Below are 22,241 nucleotides of genomic sequence, written 5' to 3'. Positions count from 1 at the left end.
ATGCCCGGGCCTTTTTTGCGTCGGCGCAGGCCAGTTTATCTCGACGCGCCTGAGGCCAGGCCAGGATCGTCGGCGAAGACGAGCGCACTGCGCTCTGCGCTGCACGGGGTTTTCGCGAACACGTCACCATGGTGTCCCAGAGGCATCCGGCAATGCGAGCAGGCGACTTCGGCATGCGGGGAAACATAGCTGCCGATCAAGGTATTGATGGTATTGCAGAACGGGCATTTCACTGCCCGATCCTCAAGGGGTTCGGTCATGATCGTTCCTTCCAAAAACGGCGGGAGCATGAACCTCTTGAGCCAGGGCTCTATGTCTCTCAATCGTCACGTGCCGCTTAGCGCTGCAACGACAGCATATGGGTACCAGACCATTGTGCCGGGACGATGACCGAGATGATGGGGTGAGCCTGGGCGTCCGGTCTGTTCAAGTCAGCTGTTTGGTCGATCAGGGACTGAGCGCGGCCAGCGGCTTACGGGGCTGGAAATTGGGACGAACGCTGCCCGTTTGAGGGGCCTGCCGGTTAGCCCTAGCCATGCGAACGCTCTAGGGATTGCCTGCAAGCATCCGTGCCATCGCATCGGTTATTGCGTGGTCGTGGTAGGGCTTGGAGAAGAATTTGCTCCCCAGCGGCAGGCTGCTCTCCTCTATGATTGCCGCTCCTGACGCGACAAGCAGCCTCACGGGTGGCCAACGATCCCGAATATAGTGAGCGAGTCGAATGCCGTCCATTGTGCCTGGCATATCCACGTCGGTGAAAACGAGATCGACATCATCTCGCAATTCCAAGATTCGAATTGCTTCGTCCGCGTCCTGCGCTTCCAGAGCTTCGTAGCCGGCAGATACCACCAGATCGATCGCTCCCATGCGAATGATCGGGCTGTCTTCGACAACCAGCACGACGGCTTTACCGTTATGCATCGGTCACGTCGGGCAATGGTCGACGGGCGCGCATCGGAACAGCGCTCATGAGATAGTGGCGTTGCTATCGGCGCCGAGAAAGTTGGGCGCTGCACCAGAGGTGTTCCGATGGCTGATGGTCACGTTGGTGCCTGGCCCTGCATCGCTGACTTGAATGGCACCGTTCAGATTTCTGGCCAGTGCCTCGACGATGCCGCTTCCCAGGCCCGCCTTTGGTGCGTTGTCGCCTGCGGGCATGCCAATGCCATCGTCGATGACCGAAAGCTTCCAGTTGTTCTCGCCAGAGCCGTATTGGACATGGATCATGCCTTCGCGCTCGTCAGGGAACCCATGTTTGAGAGCATTTATCACCAGCTCCGTCACGATCAGTCCCAGACTCACCGACACGTCTGCTCCGACAACGCTCTCATCGACATTGACCTCGATCGAGAGCCTGGAAGGGTCGGAAATCATGGATGCACCGAGGCTCTGGCAAAGCTGGATCAGATAGGCACGCAGTTCAACGTCCCCGTCATGGGACGCCGATAGTTGCCGCTGCAGCGACGCGATCGACATGACGCGGTGGTGCGCATTGTGCAGATGGCCGCGCGCTTCTTCGGTTTGCACGCGCCGCGCACTTTGCATGAGCACGCTCGCAATGATCTGGAGACTGTTGGCAACCCGGTGCTGGACTTCCTGCAGCAGCATTGCCCTGTCGCGAATAAGTGCGTCCTTCAACCGGGCTTCCGCGCGGCCCTCGGTCACATCGGTTATCGCCAGCAATAGCCGCGTACGTTGTTCGTCGCCATCATCGAGCTTGCACGCGTTGACCACGAGCTGGCGTGGCTCCTGATCCAGTCGTATGAGGTCTATCTCATAGGATTCGATCCGGGCGTTTCCAGATGCGGTCGCCTTCAACAGCGAGGCAAGCTTGGGCATGGCCCACTCACCCTTTCCCAGATCGCTGAGGCGTTTATGAGAGACGGTGGAGGGTTCGATGCCGAAGGTTCGGCAAAACGAGGCGCTCGCAGCGAGAACCTTGAGGTCCTGGGAGAGAAAAAGCAGCGGCTCGTGGGATGAAACGACCACGGCAAGCGTGCTCGCTGCCTCGAAATGGTCAGTAGGGCTGTTCGGCATGAAAAGGGCCCCTTGGGGGCCGGAGACTCGCGAAGCAAGTCATCGCTCGGCTGCAAATCCGATCATCGCATGATGGGTTTTACGAACACACACTATCACGTTTGCGCTGCCTACCCGTCATCAATATTCTGAATATTTGACGGCGCCGCCCCGGCGCGGCGGCAGGGCCCAAGGAGCATCCTGTTTCAGCTCGTTTAATGGCCGCCTACGCCCCTATCTTCGGTCATAGCTGCGAGCGCGGCCAGCACCTCATGGGGTGGGTTCGGCTTGCCGATATTGGGAACGTCTCTGAACGCGGGGACCTTGTCCAGCGTCGCGCGCTCGTAGGCACTCGATAAGACGAACGGGACACCTTTCGCTTTCAGGGCTTCTGCCACCGGTCCGCTGTCTCCCTCGCGCAGACTGACGTCGAGAATACAGGCATCGAAGGCGGTCTGTTCCATCAAGGTCAGGGCGGCGTTCACGGTTGGGGCTGGCCCCAGAACCGCATATCCAGCACCTTCCAGCACATCAACCAGTTCCAGGCCGATCAGAAACTCGTCTTCGACCACGAGAATGGTGAACGCCTTCGGGTTGGGGGGCGCTGGTCTCACCTATCCTCCTTTTCCGCCGATGGGCAGAGTGATCCGGGCGCAGAGGCCTGCCGCATCATAATCGAGCTCGACTTCGCCGCCCTCAGATGTTGCTCCGTGACGTATTAAATCCGTCCCAAATCCCTTGCGCGCGGGGGGCACAACCGGGGGGCCGCCCTCTTCGCGCCAGCTGAGAACAAGGCACTCCGAACTGTTGTGTTCCCCGGTGGTCCAACTGACGTGAACGACACCACTCGAGTTGGAGAGCGCTCCATACTTGAACGCATTGGTCGCCAGCTCGTGCAGGATCAAGGAAACCGGCAGCACCTGATGCTGGGCCAGCACGACCGGAGGGCTGGGCGCCACCTTGATACGAGCTCCAGTGGCCAGGGCCAGCATCTGCGCGAGCAGTTCGGACAGCTCGGCCTCCGATCCGTTGGAGGAGATGAGCATCTGGGCATTGGTCACGGCTTCGAACCTACCCAACACGATGTCCCGGTATTCCTTAGCAGACCGTCCGTCGGTTCCGGTCTGCGAAGCGACCGCTCTCATGATCGACAGGAGATTCTTCATCCGATGCCGGGTCTCGGCAAGCAGGATGTCCTTGTCGGAATCTGTTCTTTTGCGCTCGGTTGTATCCTCGAAGACGACCAGGATCTGGGAGCTGTTTTCGTCGGGGTGCTGAAGCCGGCGGGCGGTGACGAGCATGGTACGCCGGCCGATCTCAGGAAACTCTTGGGTTACCTCATAGCCTACCAGAGCCATGGCCTTCGGCAATACGTCGGCCAGAAGTCCCCGCAACTCGCCAATGTCCCATTGGCCATTGCCGAGATCGAACAGGTTATGCCCGATCATTTCATCCCGGTTGGCCTTGAACGTCCTAAAGAAGGCCGGATTGGCATTTATGACATCAAGGTTCCTGTCGAGGACCAGCAACGGCTCGCGCAAGGTGTCAACAATGCCCTGGGACTGGACATGGCTGCTCCGAAGCATTCGATAGAGTTCGTCTAGTGTCATTTAGTTCCCCTCAGCACCGTCCCAACGCTCAAACCTCTAGAAGGGTTGCTGCCGCCACGAACGAAAGTCGGAATCTGGTGTTCGCGAATTTCCGTTTCGTTCCGCAGCGGCGCTTTGCAGGGACGGCCGCAAACTCCCGAACTGTTCGGGAAAAGTTGTCCGAGCGGGCGGATTTGGACACGACCGTCGTCTCCCGGCATTAAGTCGTTCGTAGGCCCATCTGCAGGTGGACCAGCTCATCAGTGCGTCTCACTCCGGCAGCAGAGAATCGACGGGGCGGCTTGGAATCTGGCGGCAGAATCATTTTACATCCCTTGCTGGAGAGTACCGGATTTCCTGACCCCGTCAGACCCGGCAATGTAAAATGGGGAATCCGAGACCCCAGAAATTCCGGCCCTCTCCGGGATCGACCATCAGCCTCTTAATCAGCGGGTCCAAGGTTCGAGCCCTTGTACACCCACCATCTTCTCCTGAAAACATTACGAACATGCCCGTTACGGACAGGGCGCTATAGCGCTTTGTCCGGTACGTATCGTATGGTCTGTCTGCCGCCCGCTGCATGGGTTGTTAACCAGTATGCCAACTCCATGCTGTCATCGCGCGGGGTAGACTTACTCTTCACCTCCACGTCCTAGTCTGGCCAAAGCGTCCCGGGCACCGCGTCTTGTCGGTGCTCAGGGGGCCGAGCTGCGGGGGAGAGGAAGAGTGATGAGTGTGACTTCGCAAACCACATCGCGGATCGAGGTCGAGGACACGTACGCGCCAATGGAACGCGGCGCCAGTGGCGCTGCCGAACTCGAGATGACTTCGGTTGCGCACGACGCCTGGGACGCGACAGTGGCGAATTTCGACGGGGTCTGCCAGGAACAGCTATATGCCTATGCCAGCACGCGTTGGGGTGGCTCGCGAATTGAGCCTCGCCTCTTTGAGAAGGACGGGGTCGTCGTCGGCGGAGCCCTTGTGCTGCTGAAGGTCCTGCCGCTGGGGCTGGCTACGCTCGCTCTGGTGAAATGGGGCCCAATGCTCGCCGACGGCGACCGCGCCGATGCCGAGGCTCTGGTGGAGGCCATGACCTCCGCGCTCGTCTCCGAGTATGCCGATCATCGCGGCATGATGCTGTCGATCATGCCCAAGCTCGAGCCCCAGGCCGAGAACACGGGCTACGGGAGATTGATGGCTCGCGGATTCCAAAAGGGCATGGGCGTGCCCTATCCGGACCGCTATGTGGTCGATGTTACCCTCAATGACGAAGACCGGCTCGCCGCATTCGCCCAGAAGTGGCGCTATCATCTGCGCAAATCTTTCAAGACGGAGCTGGAGTTCGAACATGTCGAGCAGCCGCAGCTCGATCGCTTCATGGCGCTGTATCGCGCCATGTCCGAACGCAAGCAATTTCCCGACTATTCCGCGATCGCAGAGCTGGACAACCTGCTGGCCTTGCCGCGCTGCGCCGGGCGGCCGGAGATGTTCTTTGTGACGCGCGGAGGCGAGACCGTCGCCGGGGCCGTGATCTTTACAGCGGGTAGAACGGCGACCTACCTCTATGGTGCGACTGCGGACGCTGCTCTGGATCTCAGGGCAGGGTATTTCCTGCACTGGCACATCATCGCGTGGCTGAGGGACAACACCCGGGCCAGGCTATACGATCTGGGGGGCACCGATGGCTTTTCCGGGCTTCATCAGTTCAAGAGCGGCATGGTCGGTTCCGCCGGATTCGTGGTGCCGGCTCCTCCCTTTGCCAATTACGCCAGCTCCTGGCGGGCACGGCTTTTCGGTTCGGTCGCCTACCGGGGCTATGAAGGGCTCCGCAACTTCAAGAACCGGCTGGTTTCGGCCCGTAAGCGTCTCATGCGCGGTCTGCGGAGGGACGCAGCCTAGTCATGTCCCTGGTCCGGCGCCTCGCCTCCCGATCGATTCTGATATTCGCCGCGCGCCTGCTGGGCGCAGGGCTGATCTTCGTGCTGCAGATCGCGATCGCTCGACTGTGGGGTGCCGCGGTTCTCGGGGATTTCATTCTGGCCATCGCTGCCGCCAGCATTCTGGCGGTCGTCATACCCCTGGGCTACCAGACGGTCGGAGCCTATTTCACCGCGCTCTACAGCTCCCGCAGCGATGGGCATATGCTGCGCCGCTTTCTCGTGCAGTCCTATGGCCACGTCCTTGTGGTTGGCACGCTGGTCGTGGCGCTCGGCTGGGTCGGGACGTTCCCTATGGGTGAGACGGGCGCGCATCTGCGCAGCGTGTGGACGCCCACCGCCCTGATCGCGCTGTCCTCGGCGGTATTGTATGTCAACTCGACGACCCTCATCGGCATGAAGCAGCCCTTTCTGGGCTATGGGGCCGATATGCTGGTACGGCCGATCGTGATGCTTGGCCTCTTCGCCGTTGTCATCTTGCTGACGGACGGGGCGCAGCTCAGCCTGCTCCTTTGGCTGATCGCGGGCGGCACGACGGCGATCTGCATCGTGCATTTGGGGGTCATGGCGCAGTTCGTGCGCACCGTGCCTCGCGCCGAGCCCAGGCGTCCTGCAGAGTTTGGCCTCTGGTGGCGGTTCGCCGCTCCCTGGGTGTTCATCACCCTGGCATCGGACTATTTCTTCGATCTCAATCTGCTGATGCTTGCCGGCCTCCTTGATCGCACCGACCTGGCCGTCTTCGGGGTGAGCACACGCATCTTTGCGCTCGTGTCGTTCGGGATCGTGACTGTCTATTCGCTGACCTTGCCCGACATGTTCGAGGCCGACAGGGCTTCTGATACGACCGCATTCGGCAGGCGGGTCGGGGAAGCGAACCTCGTCGCGACGCTTCTGGCGTTCGGTCTTTTTGCTGGTGTTGCACTCTTTGGCCGCTATGCCCTGGCGCTGTTCGGGGACGAGTTCGTTGCGGGCAGCGGACCGTTGAGCATCCTGTGCCTCGCGCTGGTCGTGCGCGCCATGTTTGGCCCGGCTTCGCTGGTCCTGTCCATGCATGACCAACCCGCAGCCAGCCTTCCGGCGGTGGGACTGGGAATCCTGGCGCTCGTTGCCGGAAACTACCTGCTTGTCCCCCAGCACGGTCTGATGGGGGCGGCGGTCTCCGCATTCACAGCCATCACACTCTGGTCGTTCGCCCTTTGGTTCACGGCGCTTCGCCGCGCCAAGGTGGACGTATCTCTGCTCGCGCGCTTTCGGGCCCGCGCAGCAGCCTGAGGGCGAACCGGATGTCTTGCTGATCGGCTAGCGATCGAGGAGAGCCTGAGCCCGCAGCCGCAGCCGGCTCGCCAGGGGGAGTTGCATGCCGGAATCATAGCCCTCGGTCGCCTTGGTGAACTTGCGCTCCATCACGCAATAGTCCTCCCCGAAGATGTGCTGCTCGAGCAGTGCAACCTGCTCGTAGCCATATCGGCGCAGGAGGGCGAGCGCGATCCGGTTGTCCGGCCGGACGTAGGTCGAGGCCTTGTGAAACCGCGAATTGTCCCAGTGCTCGATGAATGCCCGCATGCCGTGCATGCCCAGCGAGGTCTTCCGATGGCGCGGAAAGACGCAGGACCAGAACTGGAAGATGGTTCCGCAATCGGGCCCCGAGATCAGAAATCCGCCGGGCTCGGAATCGCTGAGCAGCACCATGACGTGCCAGGGGTCGATTTCGATCAGGGTACGCAGGAATGTCTTGTCCAGCCGCGCCTTTTCGTGCGCCTTGAACCTGTCGCTGTAGTAAGGCATCGAATCGATCAATTCCATCAATTCGCGATGGATCAGTCCGATGTCGGCGTGCCGTGCTGCACGTGCACTGAATTCCGCCATTGCCCAGCTCCCCGGATGCTTTGATCCAAGACGATAACCCTCCGAGGGTTAAGGATATTCTGCCGGTCGCGCGGAGGGCCGGCCTTGCAGGGGCAAGCGGGGGCGGGTTAATAGGTGGGGAAACGTATAGAGTCTGGAGGAGCCAGCATGAGTTCGGAGGCCATTTACGCCCCGTCGGACGAGGTTGTGGAAAAGACGTTCGTCAACGCCCGCCAATACGATGACATGTACGCCCGCTCGATCGAACATCCCGAGGCGTTCTGGGGCGAACACGGGCGCAGGCTGGACTGGATCAAGCCCTTCACCAAGGTCAAGAACACGTCCTTCGCCTATCCTGACGTCTCGATCAAATGGTTCGAGGACGGAGTGCTCAACGTTGCGGCGAACTGCATAGATCGGCACCTGGAATCGCGCGGCGAGCAGACCGCCATCATCTTCGAGCCGGATGACCCCGAGGCCGAGGCTCGGCATATCACGTATACCCAGCTTCATGCCGAGGTCTGCCGCTTTGCCAATGTCCTCAAGGACATAGGCGTCAAAAAGGGTGAACGCGTCACCATTTACATGCCGATGATCCCCGAAGCTGCCTATGCCATGCTGGCATGCGCCCGGATCGGCGCTGTCCATTCGGTGGTGTTCGGCGGCTTTTCGCCCGATGCCCTTGCGGGCCGGATCAACGACTGTGACAGCCGCGTTGTGATCACCGCGGATGAGGGCCGCCGCGGCGGCAAGACGGTGGCGCTCAAAGCCAATGTCGACACCGCCCTCAAGGACTGCGCAGGTGTCGATAAGGTGCTCGTTGTCCGCAACACGGGCAACGAAGTGCCCATGAAGGGCAGTCGCGACGTCTGGTGGCACGAGGCTGCGGCAGGGGTCGACGCGGTTCACGAGCCCGAGCCGATGAACGCCGAGGATCCGCTCTTCATCCTCTATACGTCCGGATCGACGGGCAAGCCCAAGGGCGTGCTGCACACCTCAGGCGGATATCTGGTTTACGCGGCTCTTACCCATCAGCTCACGTTCGATTATCGCGATGGAGAGGTCTACTGGTGCACCGCCGACGTCGGCTGGGTCACCGGGCACAGCTATATCGTCTACGGGCCCCTTGCCAACGGCGCGACGACCCTGATGTTCGAGGGCGTCCCCAACTACCCCGATGCGGGCCGGTTCTGGGATGTCGTCGACAAGCACAAGGTCAACATCTTCTATACCGCTCCGACGGCCATCCGTGCCCTGATGGGTGCGGGCAACGCATTCGTCGAGCGCGCCGACCTTTCCAGCCTGCGCATTCTCGGTTCGGTCGGTGAGCCGATCAATCCGGAGGCCTGGCAGTGGTATCACAAGCAGGTGGGCCGCGAGCGCTGCATTGTTGTCGATACCTGGTGGCAGACCGAGACTGGAGGGTTCATGATCACGCCGCTACCCGGTGCGATCCCCACCAAGCCCGGTTCTGCGACCAAGCCGTTCTTCGGCGTTCAGCCTGTGGTGATGACGCCCGAAGGTCAGGTTATCGACGACCTGAAGGCTGAAGGTGTGCTCTGCATTGCCGATAGCTGGCCGGGTCAGATGCGCAGCGTCTATGGCGACCATCAGCGGTTCGTTGACACTTATTTCCAGCAGTACAAAGGCTACTACTTCACCGGCGACGGCTGCCGGCGAGATGAAGATGGTTACTACTGGATCACTGGGCGCGTGGACGACGTGCTCAACGTCTCCGGTCATCGTCTGGGCACCGCCGAGATCGAAAGCGCTCTTGTGGCGCATTCCAAGGTCTCCGAAGCCGCCGTCGTCGGGTTTCCCCATGACGTCAAGGGGCAGGGCATCTACTGCTATGTGACGCTGATGTCCGGCGAGACGCCCAGCGACGGGCTGGCAGTCGAACTGCGGAATTGGGTCCGCAAGGAGATCGGGCCGATCGCCAGTCCCGATCACATCCAGTTCGCCCCGGGCCTGCCCAAGACCCGCTCGGGCAAGATCATGCGCAGGATTCTGCGCAAGGTTGCCGAGAACGATTATGGTGCCCTTGGCGACACATCGACTCTTGCCGATCCCGGTGTGGTGGACGATCTGATCGAGAACCGGAAAAACCGTTGATTTCATAGGGCAATAGTTAACGGGCTACACGAAAAAGGCGGTCGCCCCGGTCCGGCATCAAGGATTTGAGAACTTCCCTTGCCGCAGCCTGACCGGGACGATCGCATGGAGCCGGATCGGCCCGTGCGCCAAGTTTAGGGAGGCACGGTGAAGCGTTCGCTGAATCTGATTGCGTTCGGGGGAAGTCTGCCCGTCGACAAGATAAAGATCGACCAGAACTCCGTGCGGGGCCTGCCGGAATCCCGGCAGTTGACAGCAATCGTGCGCGCCGTGCTGATGCTGGCCGAATCGCTGGGCAAGACCGTCATCGCCGAAGGAATTGAGACCGAAGACCAGGCCTGGATGCTGGGGCTCGCGGGGTGCGGGATGGGGCAGGGCTATCATTTCGGCGGCCCGGGCCCCGCCGATGTGCTGATCGAGCAGGTCGATGAGATGCGCCTTGGTCGCCTTGCCCGTAGGGAAGGGTAGTCCGCAAAGAGCACTTGCCCCATTATCTCTCCATTCGGTGGCGATAAGGTCAGCGCCTGAGCGCAACCAGGCTCGTCCAACAGGGAGATATCATGTTCCTCATAGCCCGCCTCATCGCCGTTCTCATGATCGTCGTATCTGCGACGACTGCCAACGCCCAGAGCATCGAGCGCATGGCGGGCCAGATGATCATGGTGGGATTTACGGGCGATGATGTGTCCGACAGTGGGTTTCGGGCCGTTCGGCGACAGATCGCTCAAGGCCGGATCGGCGGGGTCATGTACCTGCGCACGAACGTTTCTGGCCTGGATACGGTTCGGGCGATGAACCGGGCGTTGCTCGCGGCCAGCCCGTGGATGCCGCCGTTGATCGCGGTGGATCAGGAGGGCGGTCAGGTGCGCCGGCTGACGAGCGCCACCGGCTTTGTCGATACGCCCTCTGCGGAGGCGGTGGGACGGGGCAGCGTCGAGGCCGCAGGTGGTCGCTACACCGAGCTCGCGACGGGGCTCCAGAGCCTCGGCTTCACGCTCAATTTTGGCCCGGTGGTCGATCTGGACCTCAATCCCGCCAACCCTGTTATCGGTCGATTCCAGCGTGCATTCAGCGATGATCCGGATCGGGTCCGACGCTTTGCCGAGGCCTTCGTCAATTCGCACAGGCGAGCAGGGGTCATAACGGCGCTCAAGCACTTTCCCGGTCATGGATCGAGCTCGGGGGACACCCATGACGGGTTCGTCGATGTAACGCGCGAGTGGAACCCGGTCGAGCTCGAGCCATACCGCGCGATCATTGCCGACGACATGGCCGACATGATCATGGTCGCTCATATCTACAATGCCGACTACGTGCCAACGGACGAGGAGGCCCTGCCGGCCAGCCTGGCGCCGGAATGGATCGAAGGTGTCCTGCGTGGTGAGCTCGGGTATGACGGCGTCGTCATCAGCGACGACATGGAAATGAGCGCTGTGACCGATCATTTCGATCTCGAACAAACTGTCGTTCGTGCTGTCATGGCAGGAAACGATATCCTGCTGTTTTCCAACACTGCCGCGTACGACCCAGATCTGGGCGCCCGGATCCACCAGATCATGGTCGATCAGGCGGCGGCCGATCCGGCGTTCGCCGACCGGATCGAGGCGAGCTACGCCCGAATTGCCCAACTCAAGCAGCGTCTGTCCGCAGGGCTGTGAGATAGAGGAGGGGCAAACGACGCGCACCGAGCACGCTTCACACCAGCGCTGAAACGCGATATAGGTCAGTAATATTGACCTTAATGGTGCGTCATGAACGACTCGTCTTTGCTCATTGCATTCCTGTTTGCGGCGTCGGCAGGATTTTTCTCGCCCGGACCGAACAATCTTATGCTCATGACCTCGAGCGCCAAGTTCGGGCTGTGGCGGACGCTGCCGCACGCCATAGGCATCGTGCTGGGATTTCCGCTCATGGTCTTCGTCGTTGGACTTGGATTGGGCGAAATCTTCACCCGCTATCCGCAAATCAACCTGGCGCTGCGTGTTGTGTCTGCGGCGTATTTTCTGTGGATGGCCTGGACCATGCTCGGAATTCGCATCGGAGAGGCCCGCGGCTCGGAGCGTCCCATGCGGCTCCACGAGGCAGCTTTGTTCCAATGGGTCAATCCCAAAGCCTGGGCGATGGCCGTGAGCTTTGTCGCCTTATTCATCACCCCGGGCCAAGAGCGCGTGGTTCAACTGGTGCTGCTGGCAGGGCTCTGCACGGCCATGGGTCCATTTTCGGCCGGGCTCTGGATGGTGTCGGGGCGGGCGGTGGTCGCCTTCCTACGACGCACCGGGTCCGAGCGCCTGCTCGGCTGGGTGCTGGCCGGGCTAATGGTTGCTTCGGTGATCCTGTTCCTGCGCTAGGAACGCATGTTGCATAGGCGCCGCGATCTGGGGGGAAAACAGCGCGCGCCTTTGCCAAGCCGAACGCGCCCGGCCTATAGTGCGCCCGACCCGCCCCGATTACGGGCGTCTTGCGCAAGGACAGGGCCATATTGCCAATGACACAGTCCGAGGGCGTCCGCCATGTGAGGGCGCTTTTCATTTCCGATGTGCATCTCGGGATGCAGGCGATTCGGGTCGACGAACTCCTCAAGTTCCTCAGCCATTTCGACGCGGACACGATCTACATCGTGGGCGACCTGATCGACGGCTGGAGGCTGCAAAAGGAATGGAACTGGCTGCCGGAATATGACGAGCTCGCGCAGTCGCTGTTCGACAAGGCGCGGCGCGGGGCGCGGATCGTCTATCTCGCCGGCAATCACGACGAATTCCTTCGCGATTACCTCGGCGCCTATTTCGGAGGTGTGGAGATCGCTGACCGTGCAATCCACGAAACGGCCGACGGAAAGCGCTATCTGGTGATCCATGGCGATCAGTTCGACGTGGTCGTGGCCAACGCTAAATGGTTGGCCCATGTGGGCGACTGGGCCTACAATTTCGCCCTCAGGGTCAATGTACTGGTCAACTGGGTGCGCCGCCGTATGGGCCTCTCCTACTGGTCATTGTCGGCATGGGCCAAGCAGAAGGTCAAGAACGCGGTGAGCGTGATGGGCCGGTTCGAGGAAGCCCTGGCGCTCGAGGCGCGCACCAGCAAGGTCGACGGCGTGATTTGCGGCCACATCCACAATGCCGCCATGCACCACAAGTTCGGGATTCACTACCTCAATTCCGGCGACTGGGTGGAAAGTTGCACGGCGATCATCGAGGACCATGACGGAGCCTTCGAGCTGATCCGCTGGAAGGACATGAGCGCACCGCCCAAGCGGCGGCGGTTCCGAAGGGCACGTCGCGCGGCATAGGCGCTCGTCGCCGGCACTAACATTTCAGCTTGCGCGGCCGCGCTTTGACCAGCACTCTCCTGGTTCCAAACCGGACGGGGCTTTCCTCATGACACCGATCCAGGCGCGTTCCGCATCCCCCGAGGTGCGAACGGCGCTCTACTATCTCGTGATGTACCTGCCGGCGGGTGCAGCGACGCTGCTGCTCCCTATTTGGCTCGACTCGCGCGGAATGTCGCCCGAGCAGATCGGGCTTATCAATGCTATGCCGCTGATGATCATGGTCGTGATCAGCCTGTTCGTCGGGCGCGTTGCCGATGCCGCGCCAGACTGGCGCGGTGTGATCGTGATCGGCACCATTGCCTCTGGCCTGGCCTCGGTCGGCTTCTTCATCGCTGGCGAGTTCTGGGGCTTCCTGATCGTTTGGACGCTGGTCATGGTACCCTTCTTTGCCAGTGAACCGGTAACCGATGCTGCAGCGATACGCATGACCCGGCGGCGCGGATCCGATTTTTCACGCCTGAGGGTTTGGGGGACCGTAGGCTTCATCGTGGGCAGCGTGCTCTCGGGCCTGGCGTTCGACTGGCTGGGCATCGCCGTGTTCGTGCCCCTGTTCGTCGCGGCATGCGTGATGCGCGGATTGGTCTCGCTGCAACTGCCGCTGTTCCGCGCCGCTTCGACCGAAGTCCTGCTGGCGGGCGAAGTGCTCAACAGCGAAGCCGCCAGCACGATGAGGCAAATTCTGAAGCCGTGGTTCGTGCTGACGCTTGCCGGTGCCGCGCTGCTTCAGGCGAGCCACTTCCTGCTCATCGGCTTTGGTGCCCTCATGTGGCGCTCCGCCGGCGTGTCGCCGTCCGTCATCGGCGTGCTGTGGGCCATCGCGCCGATCTGCGAGATTGCGATCATGCTGTTCTTTGCACGGCTGGCGCGCCGCTTTTCTGCTCGGCATCTGCTGGCGCTGGCATGCTTTGTCGGAGCGTTCCGCTGGGTGGGGATGGGGCTGAGCCAGGACGCATGGTGGCTTGCCGCAATGCAGATGCTGCATATGGCCACCTTTGGCCTGGGATATCTGGGAACCGTGAACTTCATTGCCAACTGGACCACTGAGGAGATCGCGGCCCAGGCCCAGAGCTTTTTCGTCGTGCTCCGTCAAGCTGCAACGGTGGGAGCATTGCTGCTCTTCGGGCCGCTGGTTGCGCATTTGGGGCTGGCGAGTTTCTACGTGGCCGCCGCGATCGCGGCCCTGGGCGGCGCCCTGATCCTGATCTCGCTCTCCATCGTGCGTTCCAAGCGCTAGCCGCGTCATCAAACGGTTGTTCAAATCGGGCATCCGTTGATCGATCCCGATGGACATTCGCGAGCGGCCGGAGGCCGCGGAGGGCGACATGCGCAGATTGTTGATCGTGTCGGACGCCTGGCATCCACAGGTGAACGGAGTCGTGCGTTCTCTCGATAGAGTCGGCCAGGAGTTGCGAGGGCGAGGCTTCAAGGTCCGTTACCTCACGCCATCCCAGTTCCGGACCATGCCGCTTCCCAGCTACCCGGAAATTCGGCTGTCGCTGACGCATACCAGTGCTGTGGCGCGCTACATCCGTCGCTACGCCCCCGATTGCGTGCATATTGCCACCGAAGGTCCGCTCGGCCTTCTTGCCCGCCGGTTCTGTGCGTCCGAAGGACTGCGCTTTACCACTAGCTATCACACGCGATTCCCAGAATATCTCGCCGCGCGGCTGCCGGTGCCGACCGACTGGAGTTATGCCTATCTTCGGTGGTTCCATGGCGCTTCGGTCCGCACGATGGTCCCTGCTGCCAGCATTTGCACCGAGTTGACCCGGCGCGGGTTCTCCAACCTGACCCTCTGGTCCCGTGGGGTGGACACGGAAACCTTTTCGCCGGGCGAGGGTGGAGCGTTCGCTGGCCTTCCCGGTCCGCACCTGCTTTACGCGGGACGGTTGGCCGTGGAAAAGAATGTCACCGCATTTCTGGATATGGATGTGCCGGGCACCAAAATTCTAGTCGGCGATGGTCCCTGCCGCGCTGAACTACAGAGCCGGTATCCCGAAGCGCTGTTTCTCGGATTTCAGCGCGGCGAGCGCCTCGCCCATCTCTACCGAAGCGCGTCGGTGCTCGTCTTCCCCTCGCGAACCGACACCTTCGGCAACGTGATTCTAGAGGCTCTGGCCAGCGGCCTGCCGGTGGCGGCCTATCCGGTCCCGGGCCCGGTCGATATCCTCACCGACACCCGCGCAGGGGCTCTCGATGAGGATCTCGAAGTGGCCACCATGCGTGCGCTGACCCTCCGCGGTTCCGATGCCCGCACGCTTGCACAGCGCTATACCTGGTCATGCGCCGCAGACCAGTTCATGGGCAGCCTGAGCCCGATCCAATCCACCATGCAGCCGATCGCGGCCTGAATCACAAGCGCCGGGGCATTGCCCCGGCGCTTGTGATTGATCGATCGCGGACCGAGGTCAGCTCAACCGGCCGCTCGCGTGGGCGAGCATGGTGTAGACCTTGCCGCGCCCGGAGCGGAGTTGTTCAAGATAGGCTTCCTTGCCACCAGGGCCGGCCGCCGCTTCGCGCAGGATCTGCTCGAACTCGTTCATGTAGGCACTGGCGGTCCGAGCGAAGTCGGCGTCCCGCTGTAGCCTGCGTCGCACCTCGTCGAACGTGCCCTGGCCGCTGATAGTGTAGAGTTTGCGGTTGAAGGCACCGGGCTGACCGCTCTGATAGCGCGTCCAAGCTTCTGTCACGGACCGGTCGTCCATGGACTTGGCAATCTCTTCGGTCAGGCTCGACAGGTTCATCGGGCGCTGGTTCGCCGACGCGTTGCGAAGCACGTCCTGGAGCCAGCCGCTTTCCGCAGGCAGACCTTCGGTCTGCGACCCAGCTTCTGGCCCGGCCTGAGTCGACGGGGTCTGGGGCTGAACCGGCTCGCTGGCGCGGGACTGGTCCAGCGCCTCGCTCACGCGTTGCGAGGGAGACTGCGGCTCCTGTTGCACGGGTCGTGCCGGCGCCTGGGGCGCCACGCGGGCTTCCTCGCGAGCCGGACGCACGGGAGCAGCTGGTGCGGTCCGACGCACGGACGCGGTCTGACGCGCAGCGACGTCGTGTGTGCCCGGCTGGCCGTGGACGATCGCATTGAGTTCGGAGAGCGCTTCGATCTGTTCTGCAACAACCCGGCGCATTGCTGCCGCGCTTGCCCGCGTCTCCTCGGGGAGGTCGAGAACGCTGCGCTGCAACTCGTTGCGGGTGGACTCCAGTTCTTTGCCCAGTTCCGCAGCGGTCTTGCGCATGGCTTCTGCTGTGTCGCCGAACCGACGCGTTGCCTCGGCATAGGCGCGCTCGACGTCTGCCAGCAGTTCGCCTTGGGCCTTGCGCAGGGATTCGCCCGCGCGACCGCCTTCGCTGGCCGCCAGCTTGCCAATGGACTCGATCTCGCTGCTGACCGTCTGAGTGGTCGAGGCGAGAGCCTGTTCCATGGCCTGACGCGCGCCCAGCAGCCGCCGTTCGGTATCGTTGACGGTATCGGCGATCGACTGGGCGAAGGTGCGCAGCCTTGTGTCGATTTCCTCGGTCCGCGCCGTGAAGCCTTCCGCGAGGCTTTCCATGGCCGTGCGGCGGGACTCCAGCGTATCGGCGGTCGAGGTGCTGGTTTCGGCCAGCGTGGCCGCTGCACTTGTGAACGTCTCGGTCTCGGACTTGAGGCGTCCCGAGATGGAGCCGAACTGCTCGAGCATCGCCGTGATGGTGGCCTGCAGGGCCTCCACATGCTGGCCGACCACGGCACCGGCCTTTTCAGTGCCTTCCAGCGCCTTGTCGACTGCAGTAGCGTAGGTTTGGGTCTGATCGCCCACGTCGCTCTGCAGTCGAGCCAGATTGCCCGAGGAGCTTTCCAGAACGCGATGAAGCAGCATGTTGGCGTCGTTGAGCTTGCGCAGGGTCTCGGTGACCTCGGCCTCGATACGGCTGGTCGTTTCGGTCATCAGCTGTTCGGACTCGCGCGCGTTCGATTCAAGCGCGTTGCGCAGAAGGTTGGTCTGCGTGCCCAATGCGCTCGTGAGCTGATCGCGCTTGGTATCGATCAGGTCCGCGAAGGTATCGGTATGCTCGGTGACCATGCGGTTGAGCTCGACAGTCTTGCGGGCAAGATCGTCCGCCGTATTGACCGCACGGACGTCGACCATTTCCTCGATCTGACTGGCCGCAGTGCGGAACTGCTCCATGGCGCCACGCACGACCTGGTCCATGCGGAGGGCCGTTTTCTCGACATCGCTCGATATGTCGGCTGTGGTGGCCGCGAGCTTGTCTGTGAGGATGTGCTCGATGCGGTCTGCACCGGCCTCCAGATCCTTGACCGACCGGTCGACGGCCGTGTGCAGCGACTTGGAAATGGTGGACTCGATCTTGTCTGCGCCCACTTCGAGTTCGCGCATGGAATCGGTGATCGTACCGTGAATAACCTCGTTGAGCCCCGAAAGGCGCTCTGCGGTGATTTCGGCGCGAGCGGTGATGGCTTCGGGCAGGGTGCCCAAACGCTCGTCGACCATTTCGCTGATCGCGTTGCGGGCTGCGCCCAGACGCTGCTCAACGAGATCGGCCGCATCGCGGGCGCTTTCGCCCACCGCCTGCGCGGCTGTATCGATCCGCGAGGTGATCCCGGTTTCTGCATCGGAGATCCGCGCGACGGCAGTTTCCACACCACGACCCAGGGTCGCGTTGAGTTCGGAAACCTTGCCTTCGATCACGGTGCTCACCTCGGCCGTGCGCGTCGCCATCGTCTCGGTGACGTTGGCCAGGCTGCTGTCGACGGTGAGGCGGAACTTGTCGCCCGATGTCTCCATGGCGCCGGTGAGTTCGGTCGTGCGCTCGGCAATCGACTGGCCCACACGCTCGACCTTCTCCTCGAGAGCGGCTTCGAGCGCATTGACGCGTTCGCCCATCTGGGTGTCGAGACGGCTCGTGGCTTGGTCGATGGTGTTGCCCAGATACCGGGTGCGATCGGTGACGGTCTCGGCAAACTGGCTTGTGGTGACCGTGAGCATCGAATGCAGGGCGCCCGTGCGCTCGCTGATGGTGTCATCGAGCTGGGTGGTACGGGCCGCGAAGGTGGTATCGAGTTCGTTCGCCCGCTGGACGAGCGTGGAGTCGAGCTGTTGCGTGCGGGCCTCCACGAGTTCGGCGAACTGCTCGGACCGGGTTTCGAGCGCCTGATTGAGCGCCTCGGCTTTGTGGTCGATGGTCGTCGCCATCTGGTTGGTGCGGATTTCGACCAGCCCGGCAAAGCTACGGCTACGGCTGTCCAGCGCCTCATTGAGGGCACCGGCACGCTGGTCGATGACCGAGCCGAGCTCAGTCGAGCGGGTCTCGAGCATCTCGGAAAGGGCCTGGCTGCGGTCGGCCAGCGTGATGTTGAGTGTCTCTGCGCGGTGCTCGATCGTGGAGGCGAGGTGATCGGTGCGTACGTCGACCAGTTCGATGAACATGTCGCTGCGGCTGACCAGCGTATTGTCGAGCGCGGCCGCCCGCTCCTCGATGGTCGATCCCAGCTCCTCGGTACGCGACTGCACGAGTTCGGAGAACTGTGTGCTGCGGCTGACGAGCGTGTCGTCGAGGGCGGACGCGCTCTCCGCGATGGTGGCGCCCAGCTCCTGGGTCCGGGTCTGGACCAGCTCGGCGAACTGCGCGCTGCGGCTATCGAGCGCGTTGTTGAGAGATGAGGCACGCGCGTCGATCGTAGAGGCCAGGTGCCCGGCCCGTTCGTCGAGGATTTCGGCCAGATGCAGGCTGCGGGAATCCAGCGCTTCGCTAAAGGCGCCTGCCTTGTTCTCGATGGTCTCGCCGAGACGCGTGGTGCGCTGGTCAATCAGGGCGGCGAAGCCTTCGCTGCGCGAATCGAGCGCCTCGGCCAGCGCGTTGGCCTTGCCCTCGATGGTGGTGCCCAATAGGCCGGTGCGAACATCGACCAGTTCGGCAAACCGCGAGGTGCGGCTGTCCAGGGCCTGGATGAGAAAACCCGCCTTGTTTTCGATCGTTTCGCCGATCTGGCCGGCGCGGGCATCGACGTTCTCGATGAAGCGAATGCTGCGGTCATCGATGATGCCGCCAAGCTGCTCGGAGCGCGAATCCACGATCTCGACAAAGCGTGTGCTGGCGTTTTCAAGCGAGCTGTTGATGGCGGACGACTTGGCGTCGATCGTCGCGGTAAGCTTGTCGGCGCTGTAGGCGTAGCGCTCTGCCTGATCGTCGAGCGCGGCGATCAGACGCTCGCCCTTTGTGCCGACCACGGAATCGGCCTGGCTGATCCTCGCATCAAGAGTGCCGGTGATTTCCTCGACCCGGGCATTGAGTTGCGAGATGGTCTCGGCGCCCGTTTCACTGAGCGTATAGCGGGTTCGCTCGACCGATTCCTCGAGTGCACCGCCGATTTCCAGGGTCAGCGACTCGACCTGGCTGCGCATGGCGTTGGACTGAATGGCGAAGGTCTCGTCCAGGCGACCGGTTATGCGGCTGAGCACTTCCTCGGCCTCTTCGCCCCGGCTGGCGATGTCGTTTGACATGCGTTCGCCCAGCGCCGCGAAGGTCGATCCGACGACATCGCTGCGCCGCGTGAATTCGGCCAGGATCGAATCGGACGAGGTGCGCAGAACCTCCGAGAGGCTGATGCCCTTGTCCTCGATGGCGAGCGAGATGGAGTCGACGCGTCCGTCGAGTGCTTCGATGAGGTTGCCGACGCGCGAGTCCACGGCTTCCGACATTATGTTGAGACGGCTGTCGAGGGTTTCTGCAAGCCCCCGGGTGCTTTCATCGAACAGACGCGAGATGCGCTCGGAAGATCCCGAGAAACTGGTTTCCACCCGTGCGGCGTGCCCGTCGAGAGACGTCTGCAGCCCTTCGGCCGTACCCCAGAGGGCTTCGTCGAGGCGCGCGGTCGATTGTTCGATCGACTGGGTAACCGAGGTTACCCGCTCGGTCAGAGTGGTGTCGACCCGTGCAGCGGTTTCCTCGATAAGCTGGGAGACCGACCCGGCCCGCTCGGTCAGCGTGCTGTCGAGATAGGATGCCGAGCCTTCGATGGCCTGCGCAAGCTCGTTGGTCCGGTCGGCGAGCGAGGTGTCGAGGCGGGTGGTGCCGTCCTCCAGCGCCATCATGAGCTGGGAGGTGCGGTCGTCGAGGGTTTCCTCGAAGGTCTTGCGGCGGCGCTCGAACGCCGTCTGAATTGCGCCACCGGCGTTTTCGATCGCGTCGGCAATTTCGGTGCCGCGGTTCATGAGCGTAGATGTAACGTCCGATCCGGCTGTCCGCAGGCGCTCGGTCAGCACGGTTCCGATCTGATCGAGCTCGCCCGCCACATTCCCGTGCACAGCCGCGATGGCTTCGCGCATGCGTTCGGAGTTGGTGACCACGGCTTCGCGCTGGTTGGCCAGTTCTTCGACCAGCTGGCGCATGCGGGTTTCGTTGTCCGAATAAGTGCGCTCAAGGGCCGTGACCTCGTTGTGGACCATCACCTCAAGCTCGCTGGCCCGCGAAAGAGCACGTTCAAGACCGTCCCCGATCGCATTGACCTCACGGCGCACAGCCTGTCCGACCGTCGCAACGCGATGGGCCGCGGTGGATTCGGGTTCGTTCAGGCGCATCGCGGCCTGCGCCATCGTGGCGGCCGCATAGCGCAGATCGTGGACGCGGCGGATAAGGACGCCCACTGCCATGATGACGAGCACCGGCAGTCCGGCGACAGCCGCGATCACCGTGAAGTCAATGGAGCGGCCGAAATCGAGAAAGCCTCCGGGCGAACCGTACTGCATGGAGACGACGGTGTAGACGAGGCCGAGCCAGAGAACCGAAGCTGTCGCGGCGATCCAGAGAGCGGAATTGGTGGGGCGCTTGGGGGCGCCAAGTCCGAAGCTGCGTGCCCCCGCCGCTCCGCGGTCATCGTTTGCGACCGTTGTTGCGCGCGACGCGATCTTGTCCGCGGCACGCAGGCGATCGTTGGTCGATGCACTGCTGTTGGGCTGGGAGGCCTTTTTTTCCGCCTTGCGCGCAGGCTTCTCTTCAGGAGCCGGTGCGCCGGGGTCGTTGAGGGCGCTTGCAACAGCCGAGAAGGCGAGGGCTGCTGGATCTTCCTTCTGGGGGGTCGACTTGTTCGCCATACGCTTTACTACTCTTACTCTGTGCCGCCAACTCATTGCGACGAAAGCCCGATGAGGGTTCCGACTGACACGCTGTCATCACCCTGTCGGCTGTGGATACCATCCCGAAAACTGCCCGGTGCGGCAACACCGCTTTACGAGAACCCACTCCGCCACTCTGCTCGTAACACGGCTTTATACACCGAACCGCGCGATAGCTGAACTCTTTATTAAAAAGTCGTTAATATGCGTTCCGCTCAAGCCGCGGGAAAGGAATTCTTAAGCCTATTCCGCAGATTAAGCCTCTTTTCACCTGTGGGACGTTAGCATGGTTTGTCCCTCAGGCACAGGATTTTCCTTATGGCGTTATCGCGGCGGCACGCTGCAGTCCCAAGGCAGAAGGTCGATCGCACCACTCGTCCGATCGATCTCGTGCATCTTGCGCGCCAGACGTTCGGAGACCGCATGCTGGAGTGCGAAGTCCTCCGCCTGTTCGAGCAGCAGGTTCGCTTGTACTTCGACCGTGTCCGTACCACCACCGATAGGGAGGAGTTGGCAATCGGCCTGCATACGCTCAAGGGCGCATCGGCCGGAGTAGGGGCCGTGGTGCTGGCAGATCTTGCTGGCTCCGCCGAGATCGAGTTCCGCGAGACCGGCGGGCTTGAAGAAGAGACGCTCGCCGACATGGCGATGGCGGTCGAGGAGGTGTGTGCCTATATCGCCCGGCTTGTGGTCGACTGACGCGCGCGGCTTGCCGCCCGCCGGGGGGCCTCCTATATCGGGGCTGACTTTGTTCATGGAGAGCCCAGATGCCCACTATCACCTATATCGAGCCCGACGGAACCCGCCGAGAGGTCGAGGCTGACGCGGGGTCTACGGTGATGGAGACAGCCATTCGCAGCGGGGTGAGGGGAATCGTCGCCGAATGTGGTGGTGCCTGCACGTGCGCCACCTGCCACGTCTATATCGACGAGGAATGGTTCGGGGTCACTGGCGGGCCGTCCTCCATGGAAGAGGATATGCTCGACTTCGCATTCGACGTGCAGGCGACCAGCCGACTCTCGTGCCAGATCAAGGTACGCGACGAACTCGATGGGCTCATTCTCCGGGTGCCGAGCCGCCAGGGCTAATCACGATTCTGCCTGTCGTGTTTCGTTCGGACGCCTACAGCGTGCATTTTGTTGCGTGGTATCCGGGGTGTCCGCAGCGCCCGTTCTAGGGGCGCTGCCGGCAGGGAAATAAAGCTCCCGCTTCGATGCACGCGGTTGTCGGTAAAGCCGAAAACCCTTATTTCTCAGTTCGCTATCACAGCATGCGGCGCAGCATGACCTCCGTGGGCATTTCG

The 22,241-nt window shown here is 62.2% G+C and carries 18 protein-coding genes; 11 read left to right on the top strand and 7 right to left on the bottom strand.

Features of this window, described 5'->3' with window-relative positions; genetic code table 11:
* Positions 1-35: 35 nt before the first annotated feature.
* The 5 genes from EO136_RS04705 to EO136_RS04685 form a co-directional block, all read right to left on the bottom strand.
* Entirely contained in the window at positions 36-260 is a 225-nt protein-coding gene (locus EO136_RS04705) for a hypothetical protein (protein ID WP_127143311.1), read from the bottom strand.
* Positions 261-546: 286 nt separating this feature from the next.
* Positions 547-921, bottom strand: coding sequence for a response regulator (locus EO136_RS04700; protein WP_127143310.1), 375 nt, complete (start codon positions 919-921; stop codon positions 547-549).
* A 45-nt stretch (positions 922-966) separates the two neighbouring features.
* A complete protein-coding gene (locus tag EO136_RS04695) occupies positions 967-2,037 on the bottom strand; it encodes a sensor histidine kinase (RefSeq protein WP_127143309.1) in 1,071 nt (356 codons plus the stop codon).
* A gap of 194 nt (positions 2,038-2,231) precedes the next feature.
* A complete protein-coding gene (locus EO136_RS04690) occupies positions 2,232-2,630 on the bottom strand; it encodes a response regulator (RefSeq protein WP_206513267.1) in 399 nt (132 codons plus the stop codon).
* Positions 2,631-3,626, bottom strand: a complete 996-nt coding sequence (locus tag EO136_RS04685; RefSeq protein WP_127143308.1) for a sensor histidine kinase — start codon at positions 3,624-3,626, stop codon at positions 2,631-2,633.
* A 708-nt stretch (positions 3,627-4,334) separates the two neighbouring features.
* Between EO136_RS04685 and EO136_RS04680 the strand changes: the two genes are divergently transcribed.
* Both EO136_RS04680 and EO136_RS04675 read left to right on the top strand, forming a co-directional pair.
* Positions 4,335-5,504 (top strand): lipid II:glycine glycyltransferase FemX, encoded by a 1,170-nt coding sequence (locus EO136_RS04680; protein ID WP_127143307.1) that lies wholly within the window; start codon positions 4,335-4,337, stop codon positions 5,502-5,504.
* A gap of 2 nt (positions 5,505-5,506) precedes the next feature.
* Positions 5,507-6,814, top strand: coding sequence for a lipopolysaccharide biosynthesis protein (locus EO136_RS04675; RefSeq protein WP_127143306.1), 1,308 nt, complete (start codon positions 5,507-5,509; stop codon positions 6,812-6,814).
* 27 nt (positions 6,815-6,841) lie between these two features.
* Here EO136_RS04675 and EO136_RS04670 read toward each other — a convergent pair whose 3' ends face one another.
* Positions 6,842-7,408 carry an N-acetyltransferase gene (locus tag EO136_RS04670; protein ID WP_127143305.1) on the bottom strand — a complete coding sequence of 189 codons (567 nt, stop codon included), beginning with the start codon at positions 7,406-7,408 and terminating at the stop codon, positions 6,842-6,844.
* Between the two features lie 147 nt (positions 7,409-7,555).
* Here EO136_RS04670 and acs point away from each other — a divergent pair, with 147 nt between their 5' ends.
* From acs to EO136_RS04635, 7 genes are all read left to right on the top strand, one after another.
* Positions 7,556-9,502, top strand: coding sequence for an acetate--CoA ligase (gene acs / locus EO136_RS04665; RefSeq protein ID WP_127143304.1), 1,947 nt, complete (start codon positions 7,556-7,558; stop codon positions 9,500-9,502).
* Positions 9,503-9,649: 147 nt separating this feature from the next.
* Positions 9,650-9,970: an EAL domain-containing protein gene (locus EO136_RS04660; protein WP_127143303.1), complete on the top strand. Its 321-nt coding sequence runs from the start codon at positions 9,650-9,652 to the stop codon at positions 9,968-9,970.
* Positions 9,971-10,062: 92 nt separating this feature from the next.
* On the top strand, positions 10,063-11,160 hold the full coding sequence (locus tag EO136_RS04655) for a glycoside hydrolase family 3 protein (protein WP_127143302.1): 1,098 nt from the start codon (positions 10,063-10,065) through the stop codon (positions 11,158-11,160).
* Between the two features lie 93 nt (positions 11,161-11,253).
* Positions 11,254-11,850, top strand: coding sequence for a LysE family translocator (locus EO136_RS04650; RefSeq protein ID WP_127143301.1), 597 nt, complete (start codon positions 11,254-11,256; stop codon positions 11,848-11,850).
* A gap of 137 nt (positions 11,851-11,987) precedes the next feature.
* Positions 11,988-12,788 (top strand): UDP-2,3-diacylglucosamine diphosphatase, encoded by an 801-nt coding sequence (locus EO136_RS04645; RefSeq protein ID WP_127143300.1) that lies wholly within the window; start codon positions 11,988-11,990, stop codon positions 12,786-12,788.
* Between the two features lie 88 nt (positions 12,789-12,876).
* Positions 12,877-14,064, top strand: coding sequence for an MFS transporter (locus EO136_RS04640; RefSeq protein ID WP_127143299.1), 1,188 nt, complete (start codon positions 12,877-12,879; stop codon positions 14,062-14,064).
* 49 nt (positions 14,065-14,113) lie between these two features.
* Positions 14,114-15,181 (top strand): glycosyltransferase family 4 protein, encoded by a 1,068-nt coding sequence (locus EO136_RS04635; protein WP_246018260.1) that lies wholly within the window; start codon positions 14,114-14,116, stop codon positions 15,179-15,181.
* Positions 15,182-15,238: 57 nt separating this feature from the next.
* Here EO136_RS04635 and EO136_RS04630 read toward each other — a convergent pair whose 3' ends face one another.
* The gene (locus EO136_RS04630) at positions 15,239-20,917 is read right to left on the bottom strand and encodes an apolipoprotein A-IV repeat region-like domain-containing protein (protein ID WP_164730438.1); all 5,679 of its coding nucleotides are present in this window, start codon (positions 20,915-20,917) and stop codon (positions 15,239-15,241) included.
* A 339-nt stretch (positions 20,918-21,256) separates the two neighbouring features.
* On the opposite strand from EO136_RS04630, the gene EO136_RS04625 reads away from it, so the two are divergent.
* Positions 21,257-21,637, top strand: a complete 381-nt coding sequence (locus EO136_RS04625) for an Hpt domain-containing protein (RefSeq protein ID WP_127143297.1) — start codon at positions 21,257-21,259, stop codon at positions 21,635-21,637.
* 68 nt (positions 21,638-21,705) lie between these two features.
* A complete protein-coding gene (locus EO136_RS04620; RefSeq protein WP_127143296.1) occupies positions 21,706-22,026 on the top strand; it encodes a 2Fe-2S iron-sulfur cluster-binding protein in 321 nt (106 codons plus the stop codon).
* Positions 22,027-22,241 lie beyond the last annotated feature (215 nt).

Source organism: Pelagibacterium montanilacus (assembly GCF_003992665.1).
Classification (GTDB): domain Bacteria; phylum Pseudomonadota; class Alphaproteobacteria; order Rhizobiales; family Devosiaceae; genus Pelagibacterium; species Pelagibacterium montanilacus.
This window is presented reverse-complemented; position numbering and strand designations above follow the sequence as displayed.